Source organism: Rahnella sp. EDr1-12 (genome assembly GCF_049206505.1).
Taxonomy (GTDB): domain Bacteria; phylum Pseudomonadota; class Gammaproteobacteria; order Enterobacterales; family Enterobacteriaceae; genus Rahnella; species Rahnella rivi.
Genome location: NZ_JBLZNY010000008.1, coordinates 1 through 20,190, shown reverse-complemented (window position 1 = coordinate 20,190; position 20,190 = coordinate 1). Strand labels below are relative to the sequence as shown.

General features: G+C 53.6%; 19 protein-coding genes and 1 rRNA gene. 17 read left to right on the top strand and 3 right to left on the bottom strand.

What is annotated here, in order from left to right:
- Positions 1-122 precede the first annotated feature (122 nt).
- The 9 genes from ACO0U8_RS21780 (at position 123) to tatD (ending at position 8,143) form a co-directional block, all read left to right on the top strand.
- A complete protein-coding gene (locus tag ACO0U8_RS21780; protein ID WP_390973918.1) occupies positions 123-671 on the top strand; it encodes a DedA family protein in 549 nt (182 codons plus the stop codon).
- 157 nt (positions 672-828) lie between these two features.
- A complete protein-coding gene (rmuC, locus tag ACO0U8_RS21775) occupies positions 829-2,349 on the top strand; it encodes a DNA recombination protein RmuC (protein ID WP_122096556.1) in 1,521 nt (506 codons plus the stop codon).
- Between the two features lie 153 nt (positions 2,350-2,502).
- Positions 2,503-3,258 carry a bifunctional demethylmenaquinone methyltransferase/2-methoxy-6-polyprenyl-1,4-benzoquinol methylase UbiE gene (ubiE, locus tag ACO0U8_RS21770; RefSeq protein ID WP_056772081.1) on the top strand — a complete coding sequence of 252 codons (756 nt, stop codon included), beginning with the start codon at positions 2,503-2,505 and terminating at the stop codon, positions 3,256-3,258.
- 13 nt (positions 3,259-3,271) lie between these two features.
- On the top strand, positions 3,272-3,880 hold the full coding sequence (ubiJ, locus tag ACO0U8_RS21765) for a ubiquinone biosynthesis protein UbiJ (RefSeq protein ID WP_056772390.1): 609 nt from the start codon (positions 3,272-3,274) through the stop codon (positions 3,878-3,880).
- Complete coding sequence (ubiB, locus tag ACO0U8_RS21760; protein WP_056772077.1) at positions 3,877-5,508, top strand: ubiquinone biosynthesis regulatory protein kinase UbiB; 1,632 nt, start codon at positions 3,877-3,879, stop codon at positions 5,506-5,508. The genes ubiJ and ubiB overlap by 4 nt, the downstream gene beginning before the upstream one ends.
- Before the next feature lie 72 nt (positions 5,509-5,580).
- Entirely contained in the window at positions 5,581-5,850 is a 270-nt protein-coding gene (gene tatA, locus ACO0U8_RS21755) for a twin-arginine translocase TatA/TatE family subunit (RefSeq protein WP_056772075.1), read from the top strand.
- A gap of 3 nt (positions 5,851-5,853) precedes the next feature.
- Positions 5,854-6,516 carry a Sec-independent protein translocase protein TatB gene (tatB, locus tag ACO0U8_RS21750; protein WP_421671610.1) on the top strand — a complete coding sequence of 221 codons (663 nt, stop codon included), beginning with the start codon at positions 5,854-5,856 and terminating at the stop codon, positions 6,514-6,516.
- 2 nt (positions 6,517-6,518) lie between these two features.
- Positions 6,519-7,286: a Sec-independent protein translocase subunit TatC gene (tatC, locus tag ACO0U8_RS21745; protein WP_056772070.1), complete on the top strand. Its 768-nt coding sequence runs from the start codon at positions 6,519-6,521 to the stop codon at positions 7,284-7,286.
- Between the two features lie 68 nt (positions 7,287-7,354).
- A complete protein-coding gene (gene tatD, locus ACO0U8_RS21740) occupies positions 7,355-8,143 on the top strand; it encodes a 3'-5' ssDNA/RNA exonuclease TatD (protein ID WP_421671609.1) in 789 nt (262 codons plus the stop codon).
- 66 nt (positions 8,144-8,209) lie between these two features.
- Here the strand turns inward: tatD and rfaH are convergent, their stop codons facing one another.
- Positions 8,210-8,698 (bottom strand): transcription/translation regulatory transformer protein RfaH, encoded by a 489-nt coding sequence (rfaH, locus tag ACO0U8_RS21735; protein WP_122096578.1) that lies wholly within the window; start codon positions 8,696-8,698, stop codon positions 8,210-8,212.
- A gap of 174 nt (positions 8,699-8,872) precedes the next feature.
- Here rfaH and pepE point away from each other — a divergent pair, with 174 nt between their 5' ends.
- The 3 genes from pepE (at position 8,873) to fre (ending at position 12,006) form a co-directional block, all read left to right on the top strand.
- A complete protein-coding gene (pepE, locus tag ACO0U8_RS21730) occupies positions 8,873-9,598 on the top strand; it encodes a dipeptidase PepE (RefSeq protein WP_421671608.1) in 726 nt (241 codons plus the stop codon).
- A 167-nt stretch (positions 9,599-9,765) separates the two neighbouring features.
- Complete coding sequence (gene ubiD, locus ACO0U8_RS21725) at positions 9,766-11,256, top strand: 4-hydroxy-3-polyprenylbenzoate decarboxylase (RefSeq protein WP_421671607.1); 1,491 nt, start codon at positions 9,766-9,768, stop codon at positions 11,254-11,256.
- A gap of 48 nt (positions 11,257-11,304) precedes the next feature.
- Positions 11,305-12,006, top strand: a complete 702-nt coding sequence (gene fre, locus ACO0U8_RS21720) for an NAD(P)H-flavin reductase (protein ID WP_056772058.1) — start codon at positions 11,305-11,307, stop codon at positions 12,004-12,006.
- A 126-nt stretch (positions 12,007-12,132) separates the two neighbouring features.
- Here the strand turns inward: fre and fadA are convergent, their stop codons facing one another.
- A complete protein-coding gene (gene fadA / locus ACO0U8_RS21715; protein ID WP_056772057.1) occupies positions 12,133-13,296 on the bottom strand; it encodes an acetyl-CoA C-acyltransferase FadA in 1,164 nt (387 codons plus the stop codon).
- An 11-nt stretch (positions 13,297-13,307) separates the two neighbouring features.
- Positions 13,308-15,500, bottom strand: a complete 2,193-nt coding sequence (gene fadB, locus ACO0U8_RS21710; protein WP_421671606.1) for a fatty acid oxidation complex subunit alpha FadB — start codon at positions 15,498-15,500, stop codon at positions 13,308-13,310.
- 189 nt (positions 15,501-15,689) lie between these two features.
- Here fadB and pepQ point away from each other — a divergent pair, with 189 nt between their 5' ends.
- The 5 genes from pepQ to ACO0U8_RS21685 form a co-directional block, all read left to right on the top strand.
- Positions 15,690-17,021, top strand: a complete 1,332-nt coding sequence (gene pepQ, locus ACO0U8_RS21705; protein WP_421671605.1) for a Xaa-Pro dipeptidase — start codon at positions 15,690-15,692, stop codon at positions 17,019-17,021.
- The gene (locus tag ACO0U8_RS21700) at positions 17,021-17,632 is read left to right on the top strand and encodes an IMPACT family protein (RefSeq protein WP_122096563.1); all 612 of its coding nucleotides are present in this window, start codon (positions 17,021-17,023) and stop codon (positions 17,630-17,632) included. Before pepQ ends, ACO0U8_RS21700 begins: the two co-directional genes overlap by 1 nt.
- Before the next feature lie 37 nt (positions 17,633-17,669).
- Positions 17,670-19,121 (top strand): Trk system potassium transporter TrkH, encoded by a 1,452-nt coding sequence (trkH, locus tag ACO0U8_RS21695; RefSeq protein ID WP_056772045.1) that lies wholly within the window; start codon positions 17,670-17,672, stop codon positions 19,119-19,121.
- A gap of 21 nt (positions 19,122-19,142) precedes the next feature.
- The gene (gene hemG, locus ACO0U8_RS21690; protein ID WP_056772043.1) at positions 19,143-19,682 is read left to right on the top strand and encodes a menaquinone-dependent protoporphyrinogen IX dehydrogenase; all 540 of its coding nucleotides are present in this window, start codon (positions 19,143-19,145) and stop codon (positions 19,680-19,682) included.
- A 434-nt stretch (positions 19,683-20,116) separates the two neighbouring features.
- Positions 20,117-20,190, top strand: a 16S ribosomal RNA gene (locus ACO0U8_RS21685); the annotation flags it as partial.

Here is a 20,190-nt window from a genome sequence, read left to right as displayed (position 1 = left end):
AACAAGATATCACCCCGATGGGCTGCCTCTGGCGGCCCATTTTTTTGCCCATTGCCGGTGATCTGTTAAGGTCATGTTAATAGTGAATCTGGAATACTGTCTTTCATTCCGCCTCCGCTTTCATGAAAAAAGGAACTGCATTTTTGACTGTTAACGACATTCTTGATTACACCACCACTTTCATCCGCGCTCATCAGGTATGGGCTGCGCCGATTGTTTTCTTTCTGGCGTTCGGTGAGTCGCTCGCTTTCCTGTCATTGCTGCTTCCTGCAACCTTCATTTTGCTCGGGCTCGGCGCACTGATTGGCGAAACCGGTATTCCTTTCTGGCCCATTTGGGCGGCAGCGGCAGCCGGGGCGTTCTTCGGCGACTGGCTCTCCTATTGGGTCGGTGCCCATTACCAGGATCGCGTTGGTAATTTCTGGCCATTCTCCCGCCATCCGCAAATGTTAGTTCGCGGCCATGCCTTTTTTGATAAATGGGGCATGCCGGGTGCATTCATCGGCCGTTTCTTTGGCCCGCTTCGCGCCGTGGTTCCACTGGTCGCCGGAATTTGCGGTATGCCACAAAAGTATTTCCAGATTGCCAACGTCAGCTCGGCGTTGATCTGGGCCTTCGGCATTCTTGCGCCGGGTGCGTTTGGTATCCAATGGCTGAGCCGCTGGTTGTGAATCCTGCGCTCTGCCTTTGGCCGTCGCAAGGGGGGAAATGCAGAGAAATTCCATTCTGGAAGGCATCCCGCAAAGGCGCGATGCAACAGAAAATAGACTGGACATCCATACAGCCTGCTATTACCGTGACCGCAGGTGATTTGAAGAGGGAAAACGTGTGGATATCAGCATTCTGACTGCCCTGGGCGCGGGGTTAATCGGCTTAGTTGTGGGCTGGCTGGTGGCCAGTTTACGTCAGCAACAACAGCAAACTGAGTTCGAGACTCAGCGCCGTCTTCTGGAGCAATCGCTGGAACAGGTGAGAGCAGAAAACGAAACGGTTAAAAGTGACCGGCAGTTCTCATTGCAGCAAATCCGGGAAGCAGAGCTGGAACTGCGCAAGCTTCATAGCCTGCAGGCGGCCAGTCAGGAAAAATTGCAGTTGCTGGCGCACTGGCAAAACGAGTGCGAGCAATTGAATCAGGAGCTGCGCGCGCAGCGTGAAATCAACAGCGCGCAGGAAGCCGAGTTGCGTGAGGTTTCCACCCGTCTGGATGAAACCCGCATGGCCGCCGAAGATAAACAGCGCCTGCTGATCAACAGCGAGCAGCGTCTGAGCAGCCAGTTCGAAAATCTCGCGAACCGCATCTTCGAGCAAAACGGCCGCCGCGCTGATGAACAGAACAAACAGAGCCTCGATAAACTTTTGCTGCCGTTGCGCGAGCAGCTTGATGGTTTCCGCCGTCAGGTGCAGGACAGCTTTGGTCAGGAAGCGCGAGAACGGCATACGCTGGCGCACGAAATCCGTAATCTGCAGCAGCTGAATGTTGAGATGGCGCGCGAAGCCGTCAACCTGACCAAAGCGCTGAAAGGCGATAATAAAACCCAGGGCAACTGGGGCGAAGTGGTACTCAGCCGTGTGCTTGAAGCCTCCGGGTTGCGTGAGGGGCATGAGTATCAGACGCAGGTCAGCGTGCAGGTAGACAGTAACAGCCGGATGCAGCCTGACGTTGTGGTGCGTTTGCCGCAGAACAAAGACGTCGTGATTGACGCCAAAATGACGCTGGTGGCTTATGAGCGTTACTTCAACAGTGAAGATGATGGCGAACGGGAAGTGGCGCTCAACGAGCATATCGCGTCGGTTCGCGGGCATATCCGTTTACTGGGGCGCAAAGATTATCAGCAGCTTCCCGGCTTGCGCAGCCTCGATTATGTCCTGATGTTTATCCCCGTCGAACCTGCGTTTCTGCTGGCCATCGACCGGGAGCCCGAATTGATCAGCGAAGCACTCCGGCACAACATTATGCTTGTCAGCCCGACAACGCTGCTGGTGGCATTACGTACCATCAGCAATTTGTGGCGCTACGAGCATCAAAGCCAGAACGCTAAACGTATCGCCGATCGCGCGGCGCGCCTGTATGACAAACTGCGCCTTTTCGTCGACGATATGGAATCGATGGGGCAAAGTCTGGACAAAGCGCAGGGCAGTTATCGCTCTGCGATGAATAAACTCTCGCAAGGGCGTGGTAATCTCATCGGGCAGGTGGAAAGTTTTCGCGCGCTGGGCGTTGAAGTTAAACGGCCTATCAGCCCCTCTCTGGCTGAGATAGCCAGAGCGGAAAACGAGCCTGAGGATACCGCATCTCTGCCCGAGACTTCTGATGCGCAAGAAGAACAGACGTTGAACCCGCATGAGTGATCATGCTTAGCCACCGGGCACTCGTTTTGACCGATTTTATGATTCAAATGATGAATCTTTGCAATATGTTGAATCAGCATCGGTGATGGGGCTTTCTAACGGGTTCTGATACACTTCTCCCCAAAAGTTCGACTGAAAAAGCAGGCAAATAAAATGGAAAAGCAGACGCAGGAAACTACGCATTTCGGTTTTCGCACGGTAGCTAAAGATGACAAGCAGGGAATGGTGGCAGATGTCTTCCATTCCGTTGCGGCAAAATATGACCTGATGAATGACCTGATGTCTTTCGGTATTCATCGTATCTGGAAACGCTTCACCATTGATTGCAGCGGTGTCCGCCGTGGTCAGCGCGTACTGGATCTGGCAGGCGGTACCGGTGATCTGACCGCGAAGTTCTCCCGACTGGTCGGCGAGACGGGCGAAGTTGTTCTGGCGGATATCAACGATTCCATGCTGAAAATGGGACGCGAAAAACTGCGTAACCTCGGCATTGTGGGTAACGTCAGCTACGTTCAGGCTAACGCCGAAGCCCTGCCTTTCCCTGATAATTACTTCGATTGCATCACCATTTCTTTCGGTTTGCGTAACGTGACCGAAAAAGAGAAAGCGTTGCGTTCAATGTTCCGCGTGCTTAAGCCGGGTGGCCGTTTACTGGTGCTGGAATTCTCCAAACCCCAGCTGAAACCGCTGAGCAAAGCCTATGACACCTATTCCTTCCACATTTTGCCGCGCATTGGCGAACTGGTTGCACAAGATGCCGAAAGCTATCGTTATCTCGCTGAATCTATCCGCATGCACCCCGATCAGGAAACGCTGAAGGGCATGATGGGCGACGCCGGTTTTGAGAATGTGATTTATCACAATCTCACCGGGGGCATTGTGGCGCTGCACCGGGGTTTCAAATTCTGATATGAGTATGCCGATGTTGTTAACGCCGCTACTGACTGCCGCTATCGAGACGCCGCTTAATTACCTGCTTTTCAGAGACCGCAGCATGAAGGCGGCGCGGACGCGTCTGGCAGGTAAAGTTCTGCGTGTTGAATTGCAGGAACTGAGTACCCCGCTGACGTTTGTCTTCAGTGAGCAAAAAATTGATGTCCTCGGGCAATGGGATGGCGTGGCAGATTGCACCGTCACCTCAACACTCTCCGTGTTGCATAAGCTGCGCGATCGCCAGCAGTTATCGCCGCTCATGCGCAGCGGTGAGCTGGTGGTCGAAGGCGATATTTCTGTGGTGCAGCAACTGGTTGCGTTGCTGGATATGGCCGAGTGGGAACCAGCGGAATTCCTGGCACCTTATATCGGTGATATTGCTGCTCAGGGCGTTAGCCAGGCGGTGCAGGGCGGTTTCCGTTTCCTGCAAAAAGGGCTTAAACATCAGCAAAACTACGTCGCGCAGACGCTGACTGAAGAGTGGAAAATGGCTCCCGGTCCGCTGGAAGTGGTGTGGTTTAGTGATGAAGTCTCCGCATTGGCAGGCGAGCTGGATACACTGGAGAAACGTATCGAAAAACTGGAGGGCAAACCGTGACGCCAAGGGAAATGCGACGTTTATATCTGATTATCCGCATGTTTCTCATCTACGGCCTTGACGAACTCATCCCTAAAATCCGTTTGACGTTGCCGCTGCGCATGGGCCGTTATCTGTTTTTCTGGTTACCAAATCGTCATAAAGAAAAGCCGCTGGGTGAGCGTATGCGTCTTGCGCTGGAAGAATTAGGTCCGGTTTGGATCAAGTTCGGCCAGATGATGTCTACACGTCGCGATCTTTTCCCGCCTCATATTGCCGACCAGCTTGCTCTGCTTCAGGATCACGTTCCTCCTTTTGATGGCGCGCTGGCACGTAAGCAAATTGATACCGCGTTGGGCGGCCCGCTGGAAAACTGGTTCGATGAATTTGACCAGACGCCGCTGGCTTCCGCCTCGATTGCTCAGGTGCATACCGCGGTGCTCAAAGAGAATGGCAAACCTGTCGTTCTGAAGGTGATCCGCCCGGATATTTTACCGACCATCAAAGCAGATATCCGTCTGATGTCGCGCCTTGCCGGTTGGGTGCCGCTTCTGCTACCGGATGGTCGCCGTTTGCGTCCGCGTGAAGTGGTTCGCGAATATGAAAAAACGTTGCTTGATGAGCTGAACCTGCTGCGTGAAGCGGCCAATGCCATTCAGCTGCGTCGTAATTTTGAAGGCAGCCCGATGCTGTATGTGCCGGAAGTGTATCCGGACTACTGCAGCGAGCGTCTGATGGTGATGGAACGCATCTACGGAATTCCTGTTTCGGATGTTGAGGCGCTGAAAAAACAGGGCACCAACATGAAATTACTGGCGGAGCGTGGTGTTCAGGTCTTCTTTACCCAGGTTTTTCGCGACAGTTTCTTCCATGCTGACATGCATCCCGGTAACATTTTCGTCAGCTACGAAACGCCTGAAGATCCTTGCTACATAGGTATCGATTGCGGCATAGTTGGTTCGTTGAACAAAGAAGATAAGCGCTATCTGGCTGAAAATTTCATCGCTTTCTTCAATCGCGATTATCGCAAAGTGGCTGAACTGCATGTTGATTCCGGTTGGGTTCCGCGCGATACCAATGTTGAAGACTTTGAATTTGCTATCCGGACAGTATGCGAGCCGATTTTTGAAAAGCCGCTTGCAGAGATTTCCTTCGGTAACGTGTTGTTAAATCTGTTTAATACCGCGCGCCGCTTTAATATGGAAGTCCAGCCTCAACTGGTGTTGCTGCAAAAAACACTGTTGTATGTAGAAGGTCTGGGGCGTCAGCTTTATCCGCAGCTGGATTTGTGGACAACGGCGAAACCTTTCCTGGAAAGCTGGGTACGTGATCAGGTAGGTCTGCCGGCAATGATCCGCGCACTGAAAGAGCGCGCGCCATTCTGGGTTGAGAAACTGCCTGAATTACCCGATCTGGTTTATCAGAGCCTGCAACAGCACAAGCTGTTGCAGTACAACATCGAAAAGCTTTCCTCCCAAATGCACAACCAGAACTCCCGTCAGGGTCAGTCTCGTTATCTTTTGGGGATAGGGGCGACGTTGTTATTAAGCGGCACCCTTTTGCTGTTAGGCAACGTCGAGATTTATCCGGCTTGCCTGATGACCGCGGGCGCGGTTTCCTGGCTGATTGGCTGGCGACGCGCCAGCTAAAACATGTTTTAAAATTGAATGCCGTTTGCGGACGGCAATGAATGTCGTTCCTTCCTATTTGAGGTGAAAATAATGGGTGGTATTAGTATTACTAAGATCCTGATTCTCGTTGTGATTGTGGTACTGCTGTTCGGTACTAAGAAACTGCGTGGTCTGGGTGCTGATCTGGGGGCTTCCATCAAAGGCTTCAAAAAAGCCATGAGTGAAGATGATAGCCAGTCAAAAGCAAATAAAGACGCTGACATTACGCCAACTGATGCTGATTTCGCTGCCAGGTCTATCGAGGGCAAGCCGGACGCTAAAGCAGAAGACACCAAGAGCCAAAACAAAGAGCAGGTATAAACCGTGTTCGATATTGGATTTAGTGAACTGCTGCTGGTATTGGTGATTGGCCTGGTTGTTCTCGGGCCGGAGCGTTTACCTGTAGCAGTCAGAACAGTAGCAGGCTGGATCCGCACGCTTCGGGCGATGGCCGCGTCAGTACAAAGCGAGCTGTCGCAGGAGCTGAAACTTCAGGAATTGCAGGATAGCCTGAAGAAAGCCGAAGAGGCGGGTCTGAAGAATCTCACGCCGGAAATCAAAGCCTCCATGGATGAGCTGAAAGAAGCGGCTGAATCCATGAAGCAATCTATCAATTCAGGGCTCAATCCTGCCGATAAAGCGATGGAAGAAGCGAAAGCGGAAGGCAACACTATCCATAATCCTGTGATCGATGATGCAGAAGCCCACCATGATGCCGGTATTTCGCCGGCCACGGCTGACAACGTGGCCTCAGCACCGGCTGCTGCGCCACTGAGTGCGGTGAATGCGGCACTGGCTTCAAATAAAACGGCCCATGCTGCGGCAGCACAGGCTGAAGTGCAGGCAGCGGCGGCACAATCGCCTGTCGCTGACTCTTCCGTTGCCTCTGCGCCCGTGACCAAACCGGTTGCCGTTGACGCACCGGTGGCTGAACCTTCTGCGCCGGAAACACCGGTTTCACTCACTAAACCGACAGGCGAGCGCTAAACATGGCTGTTGAAGATACTCAACCGCTTATCAGCCATCTGATTGAGCTGCGTAAGCGTCTACTGAACGCCATTGTCTGTATTTTAGTGGTGTTTTTATGTCTGGTTTATTTTGCCAATGACATCTATCAGCTGGTGGCTTCACCGTTGATTGAGCAAATGCCTTTGGGTGCGAGCATGATTGCTACTGACGTAGCATCACCGTTCTTTACGCCAATCAAGCTGACCATGATTGTCTCGGTATTTGTTTCCGCGCCGTTCATTTTGTATCAGGTGTGGGCATTCGTTGCTCCCGCGCTGTACAAGCATGAACGCCGCCTGATGATGCCGTTATTGTTCTCCAGTTCTGCATTATTTTACCTCGGCGTGGCTTTTGCTTACTTCGTGGTGTTTCCGCTGGCGTTTGCTTTTTTTGCGAAAACCGCACCGGCTGGCGTGCAGATTGCGACTGACATCAACAACTATCTCGATTTCGTGATGGCGTTGTTCATGGCGTTTGGCGTCTCATTTGAAGTGCCGATTGCCATCGTTTTACTGTGCTGGAGTGGTGTGACGACACCGGAAGACCTGAAAAAGAAACGTCCGTATGTGCTGGTCGGGGCGTTTGTGGTCGGGATGTTGTTAACGCCGCCGGATGTCTTCTCTCAGACGCTGCTGGCTATCCCGATGTATCTGCTGTTTGAAATCGGCGTGTTCTTTGCCCGTTTCTACGTAGGCGGACGTCGTCGCGCTGATGTCGATAAAGAGAACGATCCGGATCAGGCTGAGTAAGTCTCTTTGATTATTTCGTTATAAAACAGAAACCGCCCTGCTGGGCGGTTTCTGTTTCAGGACAATGTATGTTTGAAATTGGCATAAACCTCACCAGTAATCAGTTTGATAAAGATCGCCCGCAGGTGGTGGAAAGAGCACGAGCCGCCGGTCTGAGCGGTATGTTGATCACAGGTACGTCTGCGCAGGAAAGTGGTGAGGCGCAGAAAATGGCGGCTGAGTACCCTGATTTCTGCTGGTCTACGGCGGGTGTGCATCCACATCAGGCCAGTGAATGGAATGCGCAGGTGGAAGCTGACATCCGTGAGCTGGCCGGATTAGCGAATGTTGTGGCGATCGGTGAATGCGGACTGGATTTCAATCGCAATTTTTCGCCTGCCTTGCAGCAGGAATCGGCGTTTACCGCACAGCTTGCGCTGGCATCAGAGTTGCAGTTACCGGTGTTTTTACATTGTCGTGATGCCGGGGAACGTTTCGCTGCATTACTCAAGCCCCGGCTTGCGGATTTACCGGGCGGTGTCGTTCACTGCTTTACCGGTACGCGGCATGAGCTTGAACTGTATTTGTCTCTCGGCCTGTCGATAGGAATTACGGGGTGGGTCTGCGATGAGCGGCGCGGGCTGGAGTTGCGTGAAATGCTGCCGATGATCCCGGCTGAGCGCTTAATGCTGGAAACCGACGCGCCCTATTTATTACCAAGAGATATGGAAAACAAACCGAAGAACCGACGCAATGAACCGGCGTTTTTACCGCACATTGTTCATCAGGTCGCGCAGTGGCGCGGGGAAGACCCGCAGTGGCTGGCGGATATCACCGATGATAACGCGCGCAAAATGTTTGCCCTGCCAGCGCGCTGAATGTTTCACATAAAAAAGCACCGTTTAACGGTGCTTTTTTGCAGGGCACAGACAGAGAAAATGCGCTCAGAGTTTCTGGAAATGCGTATTGTCTATGCTCTGACGGACAGGCTGATTAATCAGATTCAGCATCAGCAGCGAACGGGCTTCGCCGTCAGGCTCGGTATAAATGGCTTCGATGCCCTCGAAAATCCCTTCAGTGATCAAAACAATATCGCCTTCATACGGCGTTTCAGGATCGCGAATGTCAATCGTCGGCGGTTCCATCAGTTGTTTGATCACCTGAGGTTGCACGGTCGCCAGTTTTGGCCCGAAGCGGATGAAATGGCTGACACCACGCGTGGCGCTGATCGTCGTCGTGTGGATCCGTTCAGGGTCAAACTCAATGAACATGTAGTTCGGGAACATGGGTTCGCTGACAGGCGTGCGGCGTCCGCGCACCATCTTTTCCAGGGTGATCATGGGCGTCAGGCAGTTTACTTGCTGGCGCTCAAGATGTTCTTTGGCGCGGAGCAACTGGCCGCGTTTGCAATAGAGTAAGTACCAGGATTCCATAGTTTCCCACATTAAAACGTTGATTCCGGCAGCATAACAAAAGCTGCCCCTGAGATACAGGCAGTGAGATTCTGTGCAGACGTTTGCTGATTGTCGGTCTGTTATCTTTTATTATCGAAGAAAAGTGCACACTTATCCCTTTATCTTCCTCTTATTACAGTCAGGAGAAGCGTCATGGAGCTGTTCTTACTGAGCAACGGTAAGCTTTCCGGTGAATCTGAATTACTGGGCTATGCAAAAGATCGTATCCAGGCGGTGCTGAAATCCCGCGGGATCACCTCCGCCGTGCTGATCCCCTACGCACTGATCCGCAGCGATTATGATGAGCGCGCCGGTGCGCTGGCCGATGTGCTGGGCATTGAAGTCACCAGCATTCATCACGCAGATAATCCGGCACACGCTATTGCCAGTGCGCAATGTATTTTGGTCAGCGGCGGCAATACCTGGATGCTCAACCAGATGCTGCATGAGAAGGGGCTGATCGTCCCTGTTCAGCGCGCTGTGCGTGAACGCAATGTGCCGTATATCGGCTGGAGTGCGGGTTGTAACGTGGCAACGCCAAGTATTCGTACCACCAATGATATGCCAGTCCGCAATTCAGTGGTGCTGCCCTCTCTTGGTCTGTTCCCGGTACAAATCAATCCGCATTACATCGATGCACACCTGAGTGGCCACATGGGTGAAACCCGTGACGAGCGCATTGCCGAATTTTGCGCGGTGAATCCGTCAGAGGCGGTCATTGCGCTGCGTGAAGGCAGTTTGTTGCAGGTATCCGGCGATGAGCTGAGCTATTTCAGCGCCAGAAATCAGGGCTTCAAAGTGTTCCGGCATGGTCATGAGATTCAGGAATATCATGACACCCAGGCGTTGAGCGCGTGGGTACCCTTTACCTGTTTGTGATCGGATCATCGGCAGACGATTTGCGCACCGTCAGACCAACAGCGTTGGTTTCTGGCGGTTACACTGGTTTTTCATTATCGGCGTTTACCTGCTGATAACAAAAAGGCAGCAACAACCCCGGAGAGGCTCTATAATGCTCTCCTTCAACCCGGCGACTCAGAATCAGCATGAAATACCGTGATTTACGTGACTTCCTCTCGTTACTCGAAAAGAGAGGCCAACTGAAACGCATTACTCAGTCTGTCGATCCCTACCTGGAAATGACCGAAATTGCTGACCGTACCCTGCGTGCGGGCGGCCCGGCGTTGTTGTTTGAAAATCCAAAAGGGTACGACATGCCGGTGCTGTGTAATTTATTCGGCACACCTGAGCGTGTGGCGATGGGCATGGGCAAAGAGGACGTCAGTGCGTTACGTGAAGTCGGTGAGTTGCTGGCGTTTCTGAAAGAGCCTGAGCCGCCACGCGGTTTGCGCGATTTATACGATAAGGCACCGAAGTTTAAGCAGGTGCTGAACATGCCGACAAAAGTGCTGCATTCCGCACCTTGTCAGCAGGAGATTTGGGAAGGCGACGAGGTGGATATCACCCGCATTCCGGTGATGCAGTGCTGGCCGGAAGATGCCGCGCCGTTGATCACCTGGGGTCTGACTGTCACCCGTGGGCCGGAAAAATCCCGTCAGAATCTGGGCATTTATCGCCAGCAGGTTCTCGGGAAAAACAAAGTCATCATGCGCTGGTTATCCCATCGCGGCGGTGCGCTTGATTTTCAGGAGTGGTGCCAGAAGAATCCCGGCCAGCGTTTCCCGGTTTCTGTGGCGTTGGGTGCAGATCCCGCCACCATTCTGGGCGCGGTGACGCCGGTGCCGGATTCGTTGTCTGAATACGCGTTCGCCGGTTTGCTGCGCGGTAATAAAACCGAAGTGGTGAAGTGTATTTCCAACGATCTCGAAGTCCCTGCCAGTGCGGAAATCGTGCTCGAAGGGTATATCGAGCCGGGCGAGATGGCGCCGGAAGGCCCGTATGGTGACCATACCGGCTACTATAATGAAGTAGACAGCTTCCCGGTCTTCACCATCACACATATGACGCAGCGTAAAGATCCCATCTATCATTCGACCTATACCGGCCGTCCGCCGGATGAGCCCGCGGTGCTGGGCGTGGCGCTGAATGAAGTCTTTGTGCCGATTCTGAAGAAACAATTCCCGGAAATTGTTGATTTTTATCTGCCGCCGGAGGGTTGCTCCTACCGTATGGCTGTCGTTACCATGAAGAAACAGTACCCTGGTCATGCAAAGCGCGTGATGATGGGTGTCTGGTCATTCCTGCGTCAGTTCATGTACACCAAGTTTGTGATTGTGTGCGATGACGATGTGAATGCCCGTGACTGGAACGACGTGATTTGGGCGATTACCACCAGAATGGATCCCGCACGGGATACGGTTTTGGTCGAAAATACGCCGATCGATTATCTCGATTTTGCCTCGCCTGTATCGGGCCTCGGTTCGAAAATGGGGATGGATGCGACCAACAAATGGCCGGGTGAAACACAGCGTGAGTGGGGGCGTCCGATAGTGAAGGATCCTGCCGTCACCGCCCGTATCGATGCCATCTGGGATGAGCTCGCTATTTTTAATGATAAAGACGATGCGAAAAAATAATCGACTCTTTGTCCCACGCTTTGCTTTGATGACCCACAGAGGGAACGCATGACAACTTTGAGCTGTAAAGTGACCTCCGTTGAGGCGATTACCGATACGGTGTATCGGGTCCGGTTGTTGCCGGAAGCGCCTTTTTCTTTCCGCGCGGGTCAGTATCTGATGGTCGTGATGGACGAGCGCGATAAGCGTCCGTTCTCTCTGGCCTCCACGCCTGCTGAACACAACGTGATTGAGTTGCACATCGGCGCCTCCGAACTGAATCTGTACGCGATGGCGGTGATGGATCGCATTCTGAAAGAACAGGCGATTACCGTGGATATTCCTCACGGCGATGCCTGGCTGCGCGAAGAAGGCCAGCGTCCGCTGGTGCTGATTGCGGGCGGCACCGGTTTTTCTTATGTGCGTTCCATTCTGATCACCGCGCTTGAGCAACAGCCTCATCGCGATATTTCCATTTACTGGGGCGGGCGCGAGCTGAAGCATCTGTACGATTTGGGCGAGCTGGAAGCACTGAGCATTCATCACCCGAATCTGAAAGTGATCCCGGTGGTGGAACAGCCTGAAGACGGCTGGCAGGGCAGAAGCGGTACCGTTCTGAGCGCGGTGTTGCAGGATTTCACCTCGCTGGCGGAGCACGATATTTATATCGCAGGCCGTTTTGAGATGGCAAAAATCGCCCGCGAGCGCTTTGTTGCAGAGCGCGGCGCGCTGGAAGATCGACTGTTTGGTGATGCGTTCTCTTTCATTTGATGTGACGCCACCGTCGTGAAAAAACCCGCCCCTGACAGGCGGGAAAACGGCAACTAAAACGGGCAGATAAGATTCATAAAAGCGGACAATCTGTCCGCTTTTTGTTTATGCAGAAAAGCGTAAAACTCAGACGCGTTCGAAAACGGTCGCGATGCCCTGACCCAAACCGATGCACATGGTCGCAACGCCAAACTGCACGTCGCGGCGTTCCATCAGGTTCAGCAGCGTCGTAGAGATACGTGAACCGGAGCAGCCAAGCGGATGACCGAGTGCAATCGCGCCGCCGTTCAGGTTGACGCGCTCTTCCATGGTTTCCAGCAGCCCCAAATCTTTCACGCAGGGTAAGGCTTGTGCCGCGAAGGCTTCGTTCAGTTCGAACAGGCCGATATCCTGCACGCTCAGTCCGGCGCGTTTCAGTGCCAGGCGCGTCGCCGGGACCGGGCCGTAACCCATAATCGACGGATCGCAGCCGACCACCGCCATCGCCCGAATTCGCGCGCGGGCTTTCAGGCCCAAAGATTTGGCATGCGATTCACTCATCAGCAGCATCGCCGATGCGCCATCGGAGAGGGCAGAGGACGTGCCCGCAGTGACGGTGCCGTTGACCGGGTCAAACGCCGGACGCAGTGCCGCCAGCGTTGCGACGGTAGTTTCCGGGCGGATCACCTCGTCAAAATCATAACGGGTCAGCACGCCTTCTGCGTTATGGCCTTCGGTCGGGACGATTTCATTGGCAAAGTGTCCGGCGAGCGTGGCCGCGTGGGCGCGATGATGCGAACGTGCTGCAAACTCATCCTGCATTTCACGGCTGATCTGGTGCATTTTCGCCAGCATTTCAGCGGTCAGCCCCATCATTCCCGCCGCTTTCGCCACGGTTTTGCTCAGCCCCGGATGGAAATCCACGCCGTGATTCATCGGCACGTGACCCATATGTTCCACACCGCCAATCAGGCTGACCTGTGCGTCGCCGACCATAATGGCGCGGGCAGCGTCGTGCAGTGCCTGCATGGAAGAACCGCAAAGGCGGTTAACCGTGGTCGCCGGGACGCTGTGGGGAATTTCCGCCAGCAGCGCCGCATTGCGGGCAATGTTGAAGCCTTGTTCCAGCGTCTGCTGCACGCAGCCCCAGTAAATATCATCAATATCTTTGGCGTTCAGCGCCGGATTTCGGGCCAGCACGGCGCGCATCAGATGCGCGGAGAGATCTTCAGCCCTGACGTGGCGAAATGCGCCGCCCTTTGAACGGCCCATCGGCGTGCGGACTGCGTCAACAATGACTACGTTTTCCATGATTTCGGTCCTTATGCCTGATTGCCGGTGCTGATGTTTTCCAGCGCAGCCGCAACCGGGTAGTAACTTTCATTGGTTTGCGCTTTGGCGCGAAGCCCGTCCGGTGCCTGATACATTGGCCCCAGGTGCGCGTAATGTTCGGTCATTTTCAGATACTCAGCCGTGCCAAGCGTGTCCAGATAACGGAACGGGCCGCCGTGGAACGGAGGGAAACCGATGCCGTATACCAGCGCCATATCGGCTTCGGCCGGGCTGGCAATAATGCCTTCTTCGAAGCAGCGCACCACTTCGTTAATCATCGGGATCATCATGCGGGCAATGATGTCCTGCGGTGAGAATTCTGCATGTGCCGGTTTCAGATTATCAGCCAGCAGGCTGACAGCCTGTTCGTCGACGTCTTTACGCGGCTTGCCTTTGCTGTCTTCACTGTAGCGGTAGAAGCCCAGCTGATTTTTCTGGCCGAAACGGCGGTTATCGAACAGCACGTCGATGGCGTCACGGTAGTTTCGCGCCATACGCTGCGGGAATCCGGCGGCCATAACGGCCTGCGCGTGATGCGCGGTGTCGATGCCCACGACGTCCAGCAGATATGCCGGGCCCATCGGCCAGCCGAACTGTTTTTCCATCACTTTGTCGATCTGGCGGAAATCGGCCCCGTCACGCAGCAGTAAACTGAAACCGGAGAAATACGGGAACAGCACGCGGTTGACGAAGAAGCCCGGGCAGTCGTTCACCACGATCGGCGTTTTACCCATTGCCAGCGCGTAAGAGACAATGCGTGAAAGGGTTTTGTCTGAGGTTTTCGCGCCACGCACAATTTCAACCAGCGGCATACGATGCACCGGATTGAAGAAGTGCATGCCGCAGAAGTTTTCCGGGCGTTTCAGTGAAGAAGCCAGCTGGTCGATCGGAATGGTTGAGGTGTTGGAAGCCAGCACGGTATCGGCGTCGAGCAGCGATTCCGCTTCCGCCAGCACCGCAGCTTTCACTTTCGGATTCTCCACGACGGCTTCGACCACGACGCTGGCGCGTTCGATTCCGCTGTAATCCAGCGTCGGATGAATGGTCGACAGCACGTTGGCCATTTTCAGACCGTCGAGTTTGCCGCGCTCCAGCTGTTTATTCAGCAACTTGGCCGCTTCGTTCATGCCGAGCGTCAGGGACTGGTCGCTGATGTCTTTCATCACAACCGGTACGCCTTTCAGGGCAGACTGATACGCAATCCCGCCACCCATAATGCCCGCCCCCAGCACCGCAGCCTGCTTTGGTTTTTCGCTGCCTTGCGCCAGTTTTTTGGCTTTCGCTTTGACGAACTGATCGTTGAGGAAAATGCTGACCAGCGCGCGGGCTTCTTTAGATTGCGCGAGGGGAACGAAACTGGCTGTTTCCAGTTTCAGCGCATCGTCACGGCCCAGACGTGCGGCGGCTTCAATGGTTTTCACCGCGGTCATCGGCGCAGGGTAATGTTTCCCCGCGTTCTGCATGACCATGCTTTTGGCGACGCTGAAACTCATCGTCGCTTCAATCTGGCTGAGTTTCAGCGGCAGACGTTTGGGTTCGCGACGGCTTTGCCATTCCAGTTTGCCGGCCACGGCATTTTTCAGCATGGTGATCCCGGCGTCGCGCAGTGTGTCGGCGTCGACAACCGCATCCACCAGCCCGATTTTCAGGGCTTCTTTCCCGCTGATATTTTTTCCGGCGGCGATAATTTCCAGTGCGCTGTCAGTGCCAATCAGGCGCGGCAGACGCACGGAACCGCCAAAACCCGGCATTATCCCTAAGCTGGTTTCCGGCAGGCCAATGCGCGCATCGGCGGTACTGATACGAAAATCCGTCGCCAGCACGCATTCACAGCCGCCGCCCAGGGCATATCCGCTGATGGCGGAAAGTGTGGGTACCGGTAAATCTTCCAGCCGGTTAAAAATGCTGTTGGCGAAATTCAGCCACTCATGCAGTTTCTCGGCGGGCGCGTTGAACAGGGATAAAAATTCGGTGATATCTGCCCCGACAATAAATGCCGGTTTTGCTGAGCTCAGCAGTAAACCTTTCAGACCCGACTGTTTCTCGAGCACTGCGATCGCCTCGCCCAGGCTGGCAACCGTTTGGGTATCGAGCTTGTTTACGGAGCCCGGAGCATCGAAGACCAGCTCGGCGATCCCGTCGTCGAGCCAGTGCAGGTGTAATGTTTCGCCTTGGTAAAGCATGTGTCTCTCCTGAATCATCTGTGATGATCTGGTATGACCAGATGCTTTCGAGTGTGGTTATTATGTTAATAATTTGCAAATGAGATGTGTTTTATTTGCAGGCAAGATCACAAACCTTCCGGGACTATGGCAGCCGTAAGGCTGTGGTAAGATGCTGCATCGTCTTTCCGGTGAAATAAGGACAGTTGGATGGAATCGCTTTCTACGCTTTATAAAGAACATATCGCCACGTTGCAGTCGCGTGCCCGCGAAATTCTGCAACGTTCTCAGCTTGATGCGTTACTGATTCACTCCGGTGAACTGATAACGACCTTCCTTGATGATCACAGTTATCCGTTCAAAGTGAACCCGCAATTCAAAGCCTGGGTGCCGGTCACCAAAGTGCCAAATTGCTGGTTATGGGTGGATGGCGTGAATGCGCCTAAGTTGTGGTTCTATTCGCCGGTTGACTACTGGCACAGCCACGAGCCCCTGCCGGATTCATTCTGGACCAAAGAAATCGCGATTACGCCGCTGGCCAATGCCGACGAGATCAAAGGCCAGTTGCCGGTGGATCTTAAGCGCGTGGGTTACATCGGTTCGAGCCAGGATCGTGCTATCAGCCTGGGCGTGCCTGCTGCCAACGTGAACCCGAAAGCGGTGCTGGATTTCCTGCATTATCATCGCTCGTATAAAACCGGCTATGAACTGGCCTGTATGCGTGAAGCGCAGAAAGTGGCGGTCAGCGGTCATCGTGCGGCGAAAGAAGCGTTCCTTTCCGGCATGAGTGAGTTCGACATCAACCTGGCGTATCTCACCGCCACCGGCCACCGTGATACCGATGTGCCGTACGACAATATTGTTGCGCTCAATGAACATGCGTCGGTACTTCACTACACCACGCTTGATAACCAGCCGCCTGCCGACATGCGCAGCTTCCTGCTGGATGCCGGTGCGGAATATAACGGTTACGCCGCTGATCTGACCCGTACCTACGCCGGGAAGCCGGACAGCGATTTCGCCGCACTGGTGAAAGACCTCAATACGGAGGAACTGGCTTTAATTGACACGATCAAGGCCGGTGTGCGCTACACCGACTATCATGTTCAGATGCATCACCGTATCGCCAAATTGCTGAAAGCGCACAAGCTGGTGGTTGATATCAGCGAAGACGCCATGGTGGAACAGAACCTGACCGGGCCTTTCCTGCCACATGGTCTTGGGCATCCGCTGGGGTTACAGGTGCATGACGTTGCCGGTTTCATGCAGGATGATAAGGGCACCCATCAGGCCGCCCCTTCGCAATATCCTTTCCTGCGTTGTACCCGTGTGATTGAGCCGGGTATGGTGCTGACCATTGAACCGGGTCTGTATTTCATCGATTCGCTGCTGGCACCGTTGCGCGAGGGGCAATTCAGTAAGCACTTCGCCTGGGATCGCATTGAAGCGCTGAAGCCTTTTGGCGGGATCCGTATCGAGGACAACATTGTTATCCACGATAATCGCATCGAAAACATGACCCGTGACCTGAAGCTGGCCTGATGCAGCCGTATCGGGTTCCCGCTGAGTCAGTCAGTTTCAGCGAGGAAATAAAGAAAAGCCGCTTCATTACCCTACTGGCACGAACAGAAGGCGTTGAAGCGGCCAAAGCGTTTATTCAGGATATCCGCCATCAGCATCCGGCAGCGCGTCATCATTGCTGGGCGTTTGTGGCTGGCGCGCCGGATGATTCTCAGCAACTGGGATTTTCTGATGACGGCGAACCTGCAGGTACAGCGGGTAAACCGATCCTCAGCCAACTGATGGGAAGCGGTGTCGGGGAGATCACCGCCGTCGTCGTGCGCTATTATGGCGGTATTATGCTGGGCACCGGCGGGCTGGTGAAAGCCTATGGTGGCGGCGTTCAGCAAGCTTTAAAACAACTTACCGTGCAACAAAAAGTTCCGCTGGCAGAATACGCGGTGCAGTGTGATTACAGCCAGTTACAGCTGGTGGAAACGCTGCTTTCGCAAGTCGGCGGACATATCTTACGCAGTGAGTATGGCGCTGCTGTCGATCTCGTTCTGGCGCTGCCTGCTGCAGAGGCAACAGCAACCGTCAGTCACTTATTCGATATCAGCCGTGGCACGCTCATCCTGCGTCCGGTTTCATAATTTTTTCTATGGTTAATTCGCTGAGGAACGCACCAGCATGCATTTTCGTGCCATAACACGCATCGTCGGGGTGCTCGTCATCCTGTTCTCCGGAACGATGATTATTCCCGGCCTGGTCGCCCTGATTTACCGCGACGGCGCAGGACGTGCGTTCAGCCAGACGTTTTTTGTCGCCCTGACGATTGGTTTATTCCTCTGGCTTCCCAACCGAAAGCAGAAAAGTGAGCTGAAGCCGCGCGAGGGTTTCCTGATCGTGGTGCTGTTCTGGACGGTGCTGGGCAGCGTCGGGGCATTGCCCTTTCTGTTTTCCGAGCGGCCGAATCTGTCGCTGACCGACGCTTTCTTTGAATCCTTCTCTGGCCTGACAACGACGGGCGCGACGACGCTGGTGGGGCTGGACTCATTACCTAAAGCCATTTTGTTCTACCGACAGATGCTGCAATGGTTTGGCGGTATGGGGATCATTGTGCTCGCGGTGGCGATTCTGCCGATATTGGGCGTCGGCGGGATGCAGCTGTACCGTGCTGAAATGCCGGGACCGCTGAAAGATAACAAGATGCGGCCACGTATTGCGGAAACGGCGAAAACCCTTTGGCTGATTTACGTACTTCTGACTATTGCCTGTGCATTATCGCTGTGGGGCGCGGGGATGTCCGCGTTTGATGCTATCGGGCATAGCTTCTCGACGATCGCTATCGGCGGCTTTTCAACCCATGACGCCAGTATTGGATATTTTCACAGCGGCACCATCAACAGCATTATCGCTGTGTTCCTGCTGATATCCGGTTGTAACTACGGCCTGCATTTTGCGGTACTCAGCGGACGTAATCTCAAAGTGTACTGGCGTGACCCGGAATTCCGGATGTTCATCGGGGTGCAATTTACGCTGGTGGTCATCTGTACGCTGGTTCTGTGGATCCACAATGTTTACGGCTCAGGTCTGGAAACCATTAATCAGGCCTTCTTCCAGGTGGTTTCCATGGCAACCACTGCGGGGTACACCACCGACAGTATTTCGAAATGGCCGCTGTTTTTGCCTCTTCTATTATTGTGCTCTGCGTTTATCGGAGGTTGTGCTGGTTCAACCGGTGGCGGTCTGAAGGTTATCCGTATCCTGCTGCTTTACTTACAGGGGACGCGCGAGCTGAAAAGGTTGGTCCACCCCAATGCGGTTTACACCATCAAGCTGGGTAACCGTGCGCTGCCTGAACGCATCATCGAAGCCGTGTGGGGATTCTTTTCCGCTTACGCGCTGGTATTTATAGTCAGCATGCTGGCGATTGTCGCGACGGGGGTCGATAACTTCTCGGCGTTTGCTGCGGTCACGGCCACGCTCAATAACCTGGGGCCGGGTCTGGGCGTTGTCGCCGATAATTTTGCATCCATGAACTCTGTGGCGAAATGGATCCTGATCGTCACCATGTTGTTTGGCCGTCTCGAGGTCTTCACACTATTAGTCCTGTTCACGCCGACGTTCTGGCGCGAATAAGTTTATGAAAGGGAAACAAGAATGAAAGCGTTGATACTTTACTCAAGTCGTGACGGGCAGACCCATGCCATCTCTTCTTATATAGCCAGTGTGCTTAAAGAGAAGTGCAACTGTGATGTCATCGATCTGGCACACGCTGAGCATGTGGATTTGAAAAGCTACGACCAGGTGATGATTGGCGCTTCTATACGTTACGGCCACTTCAATCCGGTGCTGGATAAATTCGTTAAAAAACATGCCGACACCTTGAATCAAATGCCGTCTGCATTCTTTGGCGTGAATCTCACCGCCCGTAAGCCTGAGAAGCGCAGCCCGCAAACCAATGCCTATGTGCGTAAGTTTCTGCTGGCCTCTCCGTGGGAACCGGCAATTTGTGGCGTTTTCGCCGGAGCATTACGTTATCCACGATATCGCTGGTTCGATAAGGTCATGATCCAACTTATTATGCGTATGACCGGTGGGGAAACGGATACCCGTAAAGAAGTGGAGTACACCGACTGGCAGCAGGTTGCCAAATTCGCTGAGGATTTTGGGCAAATATCGTATAAAAAATCGCTGTAATGCGGTCTTTATCAACGTTTAGACCAAAAAAAAAGCACTCAGAAATTTTTTTGAAATTAGGGGTTGCGGCCTTCTGAGAACTCCCTATAATGCGCCTCCACTGACCGGGAACAACGACTGAGAAGTCGCTCGGACAGGAAGAGAAAAAGATGAAAGTTCGAATGAATAATCTCTTGACTCTTCAGCGGGAAAACGTAATATACGCCTCCCGCGCCGCATAAGATTCCTTGCGAACCGCGGCATGCTCTTTAACAATTTATCAGACAATCTGTGTGGGCACTCACAAGACGATATCAGCCACCTCGGTGGCAAAAAATATCAAGTCTTAAAGAGTGACCAAGCAGTAATTCATTTAGGTGACTTGTTCACTTATAAGAGTACTACGAAAGTTAATTTTTGAGCATCGCTTAACTTGTTTAAGCAAATCGAACTTTTAATTGAAGAGTTTGATCATGGCTCAGATTGAACGCTGGCGGCAGGCCTAACACATGCAAGTCGAGCGGTAGCA

What these genes read in the sequence shown, in the direction of transcription:
- ACO0U8_RS21780 (WP_390973918.1), top strand. Translation starts at nt 123, where the DNA reads ATGAAAAAAGGAACTGCATTTTTGACTGTTAACGACATTCTTGATTAC.
- ubiE (WP_056772081.1), top strand. Translation starts at nt 2,503, where the DNA reads ATGGAAAAGCAGACGCAGGAAACTACGCATTTCGGTTTTCGCACGGTA.
- ubiJ (WP_056772390.1), top strand. Translation starts at nt 3,272, where the DNA reads ATGTTGTTAACGCCGCTACTGACTGCCGCTATCGAGACGCCGCTTAAT.
- tatA (WP_056772075.1), top strand. Translation starts at nt 5,581, where the DNA reads ATGGGTGGTATTAGTATTACTAAGATCCTGATTCTCGTTGTGATTGTG.
- tatC (WP_056772070.1), top strand. Translation starts at nt 6,519, where the DNA reads ATGGCTGTTGAAGATACTCAACCGCTTATCAGCCATCTGATTGAGCTG.
- tatD (WP_421671609.1), top strand. Translation starts at nt 7,355, where the DNA reads ATGTTTGAAATTGGCATAAACCTCACCAGTAATCAGTTTGATAAAGAT.
- rfaH (WP_122096578.1), bottom strand. Translation starts at nt 8,698, where the DNA reads ATGGAATCCTGGTACTTACTCTATTGCAAACGCGGCCAGTTGCTCCGC.
- pepE (WP_421671608.1), top strand. Translation starts at nt 8,873, where the DNA reads ATGGAGCTGTTCTTACTGAGCAACGGTAAGCTTTCCGGTGAATCTGAA.
- ubiD (WP_421671607.1), top strand. Translation starts at nt 9,766, where the DNA reads ATGAAATACCGTGATTTACGTGACTTCCTCTCGTTACTCGAAAAGAGA.
- fre (WP_056772058.1), top strand. Translation starts at nt 11,305, where the DNA reads ATGACAACTTTGAGCTGTAAAGTGACCTCCGTTGAGGCGATTACCGAT.
- fadA (WP_056772057.1), bottom strand. Translation starts at nt 13,296, where the DNA reads ATGGAAAACGTAGTCATTGTTGACGCAGTCCGCACGCCGATGGGCCGT.
- fadB (WP_421671606.1), bottom strand. Translation starts at nt 15,500, where the DNA reads ATGCTTTACCAAGGCGAAACATTACACCTGCACTGGCTCGACGACGGG.
- pepQ (WP_421671605.1), top strand. Translation starts at nt 15,690, where the DNA reads ATGGAATCGCTTTCTACGCTTTATAAAGAACATATCGCCACGTTGCAG.
- ACO0U8_RS21700 (WP_122096563.1), top strand. Translation starts at nt 17,021, where the DNA reads ATGCAGCCGTATCGGGTTCCCGCTGAGTCAGTCAGTTTCAGCGAGGAA.
- trkH (WP_056772045.1), top strand. Translation starts at nt 17,670, where the DNA reads ATGCATTTTCGTGCCATAACACGCATCGTCGGGGTGCTCGTCATCCTG.
- hemG (WP_056772043.1), top strand. Translation starts at nt 19,143, where the DNA reads ATGAAAGCGTTGATACTTTACTCAAGTCGTGACGGGCAGACCCATGCC.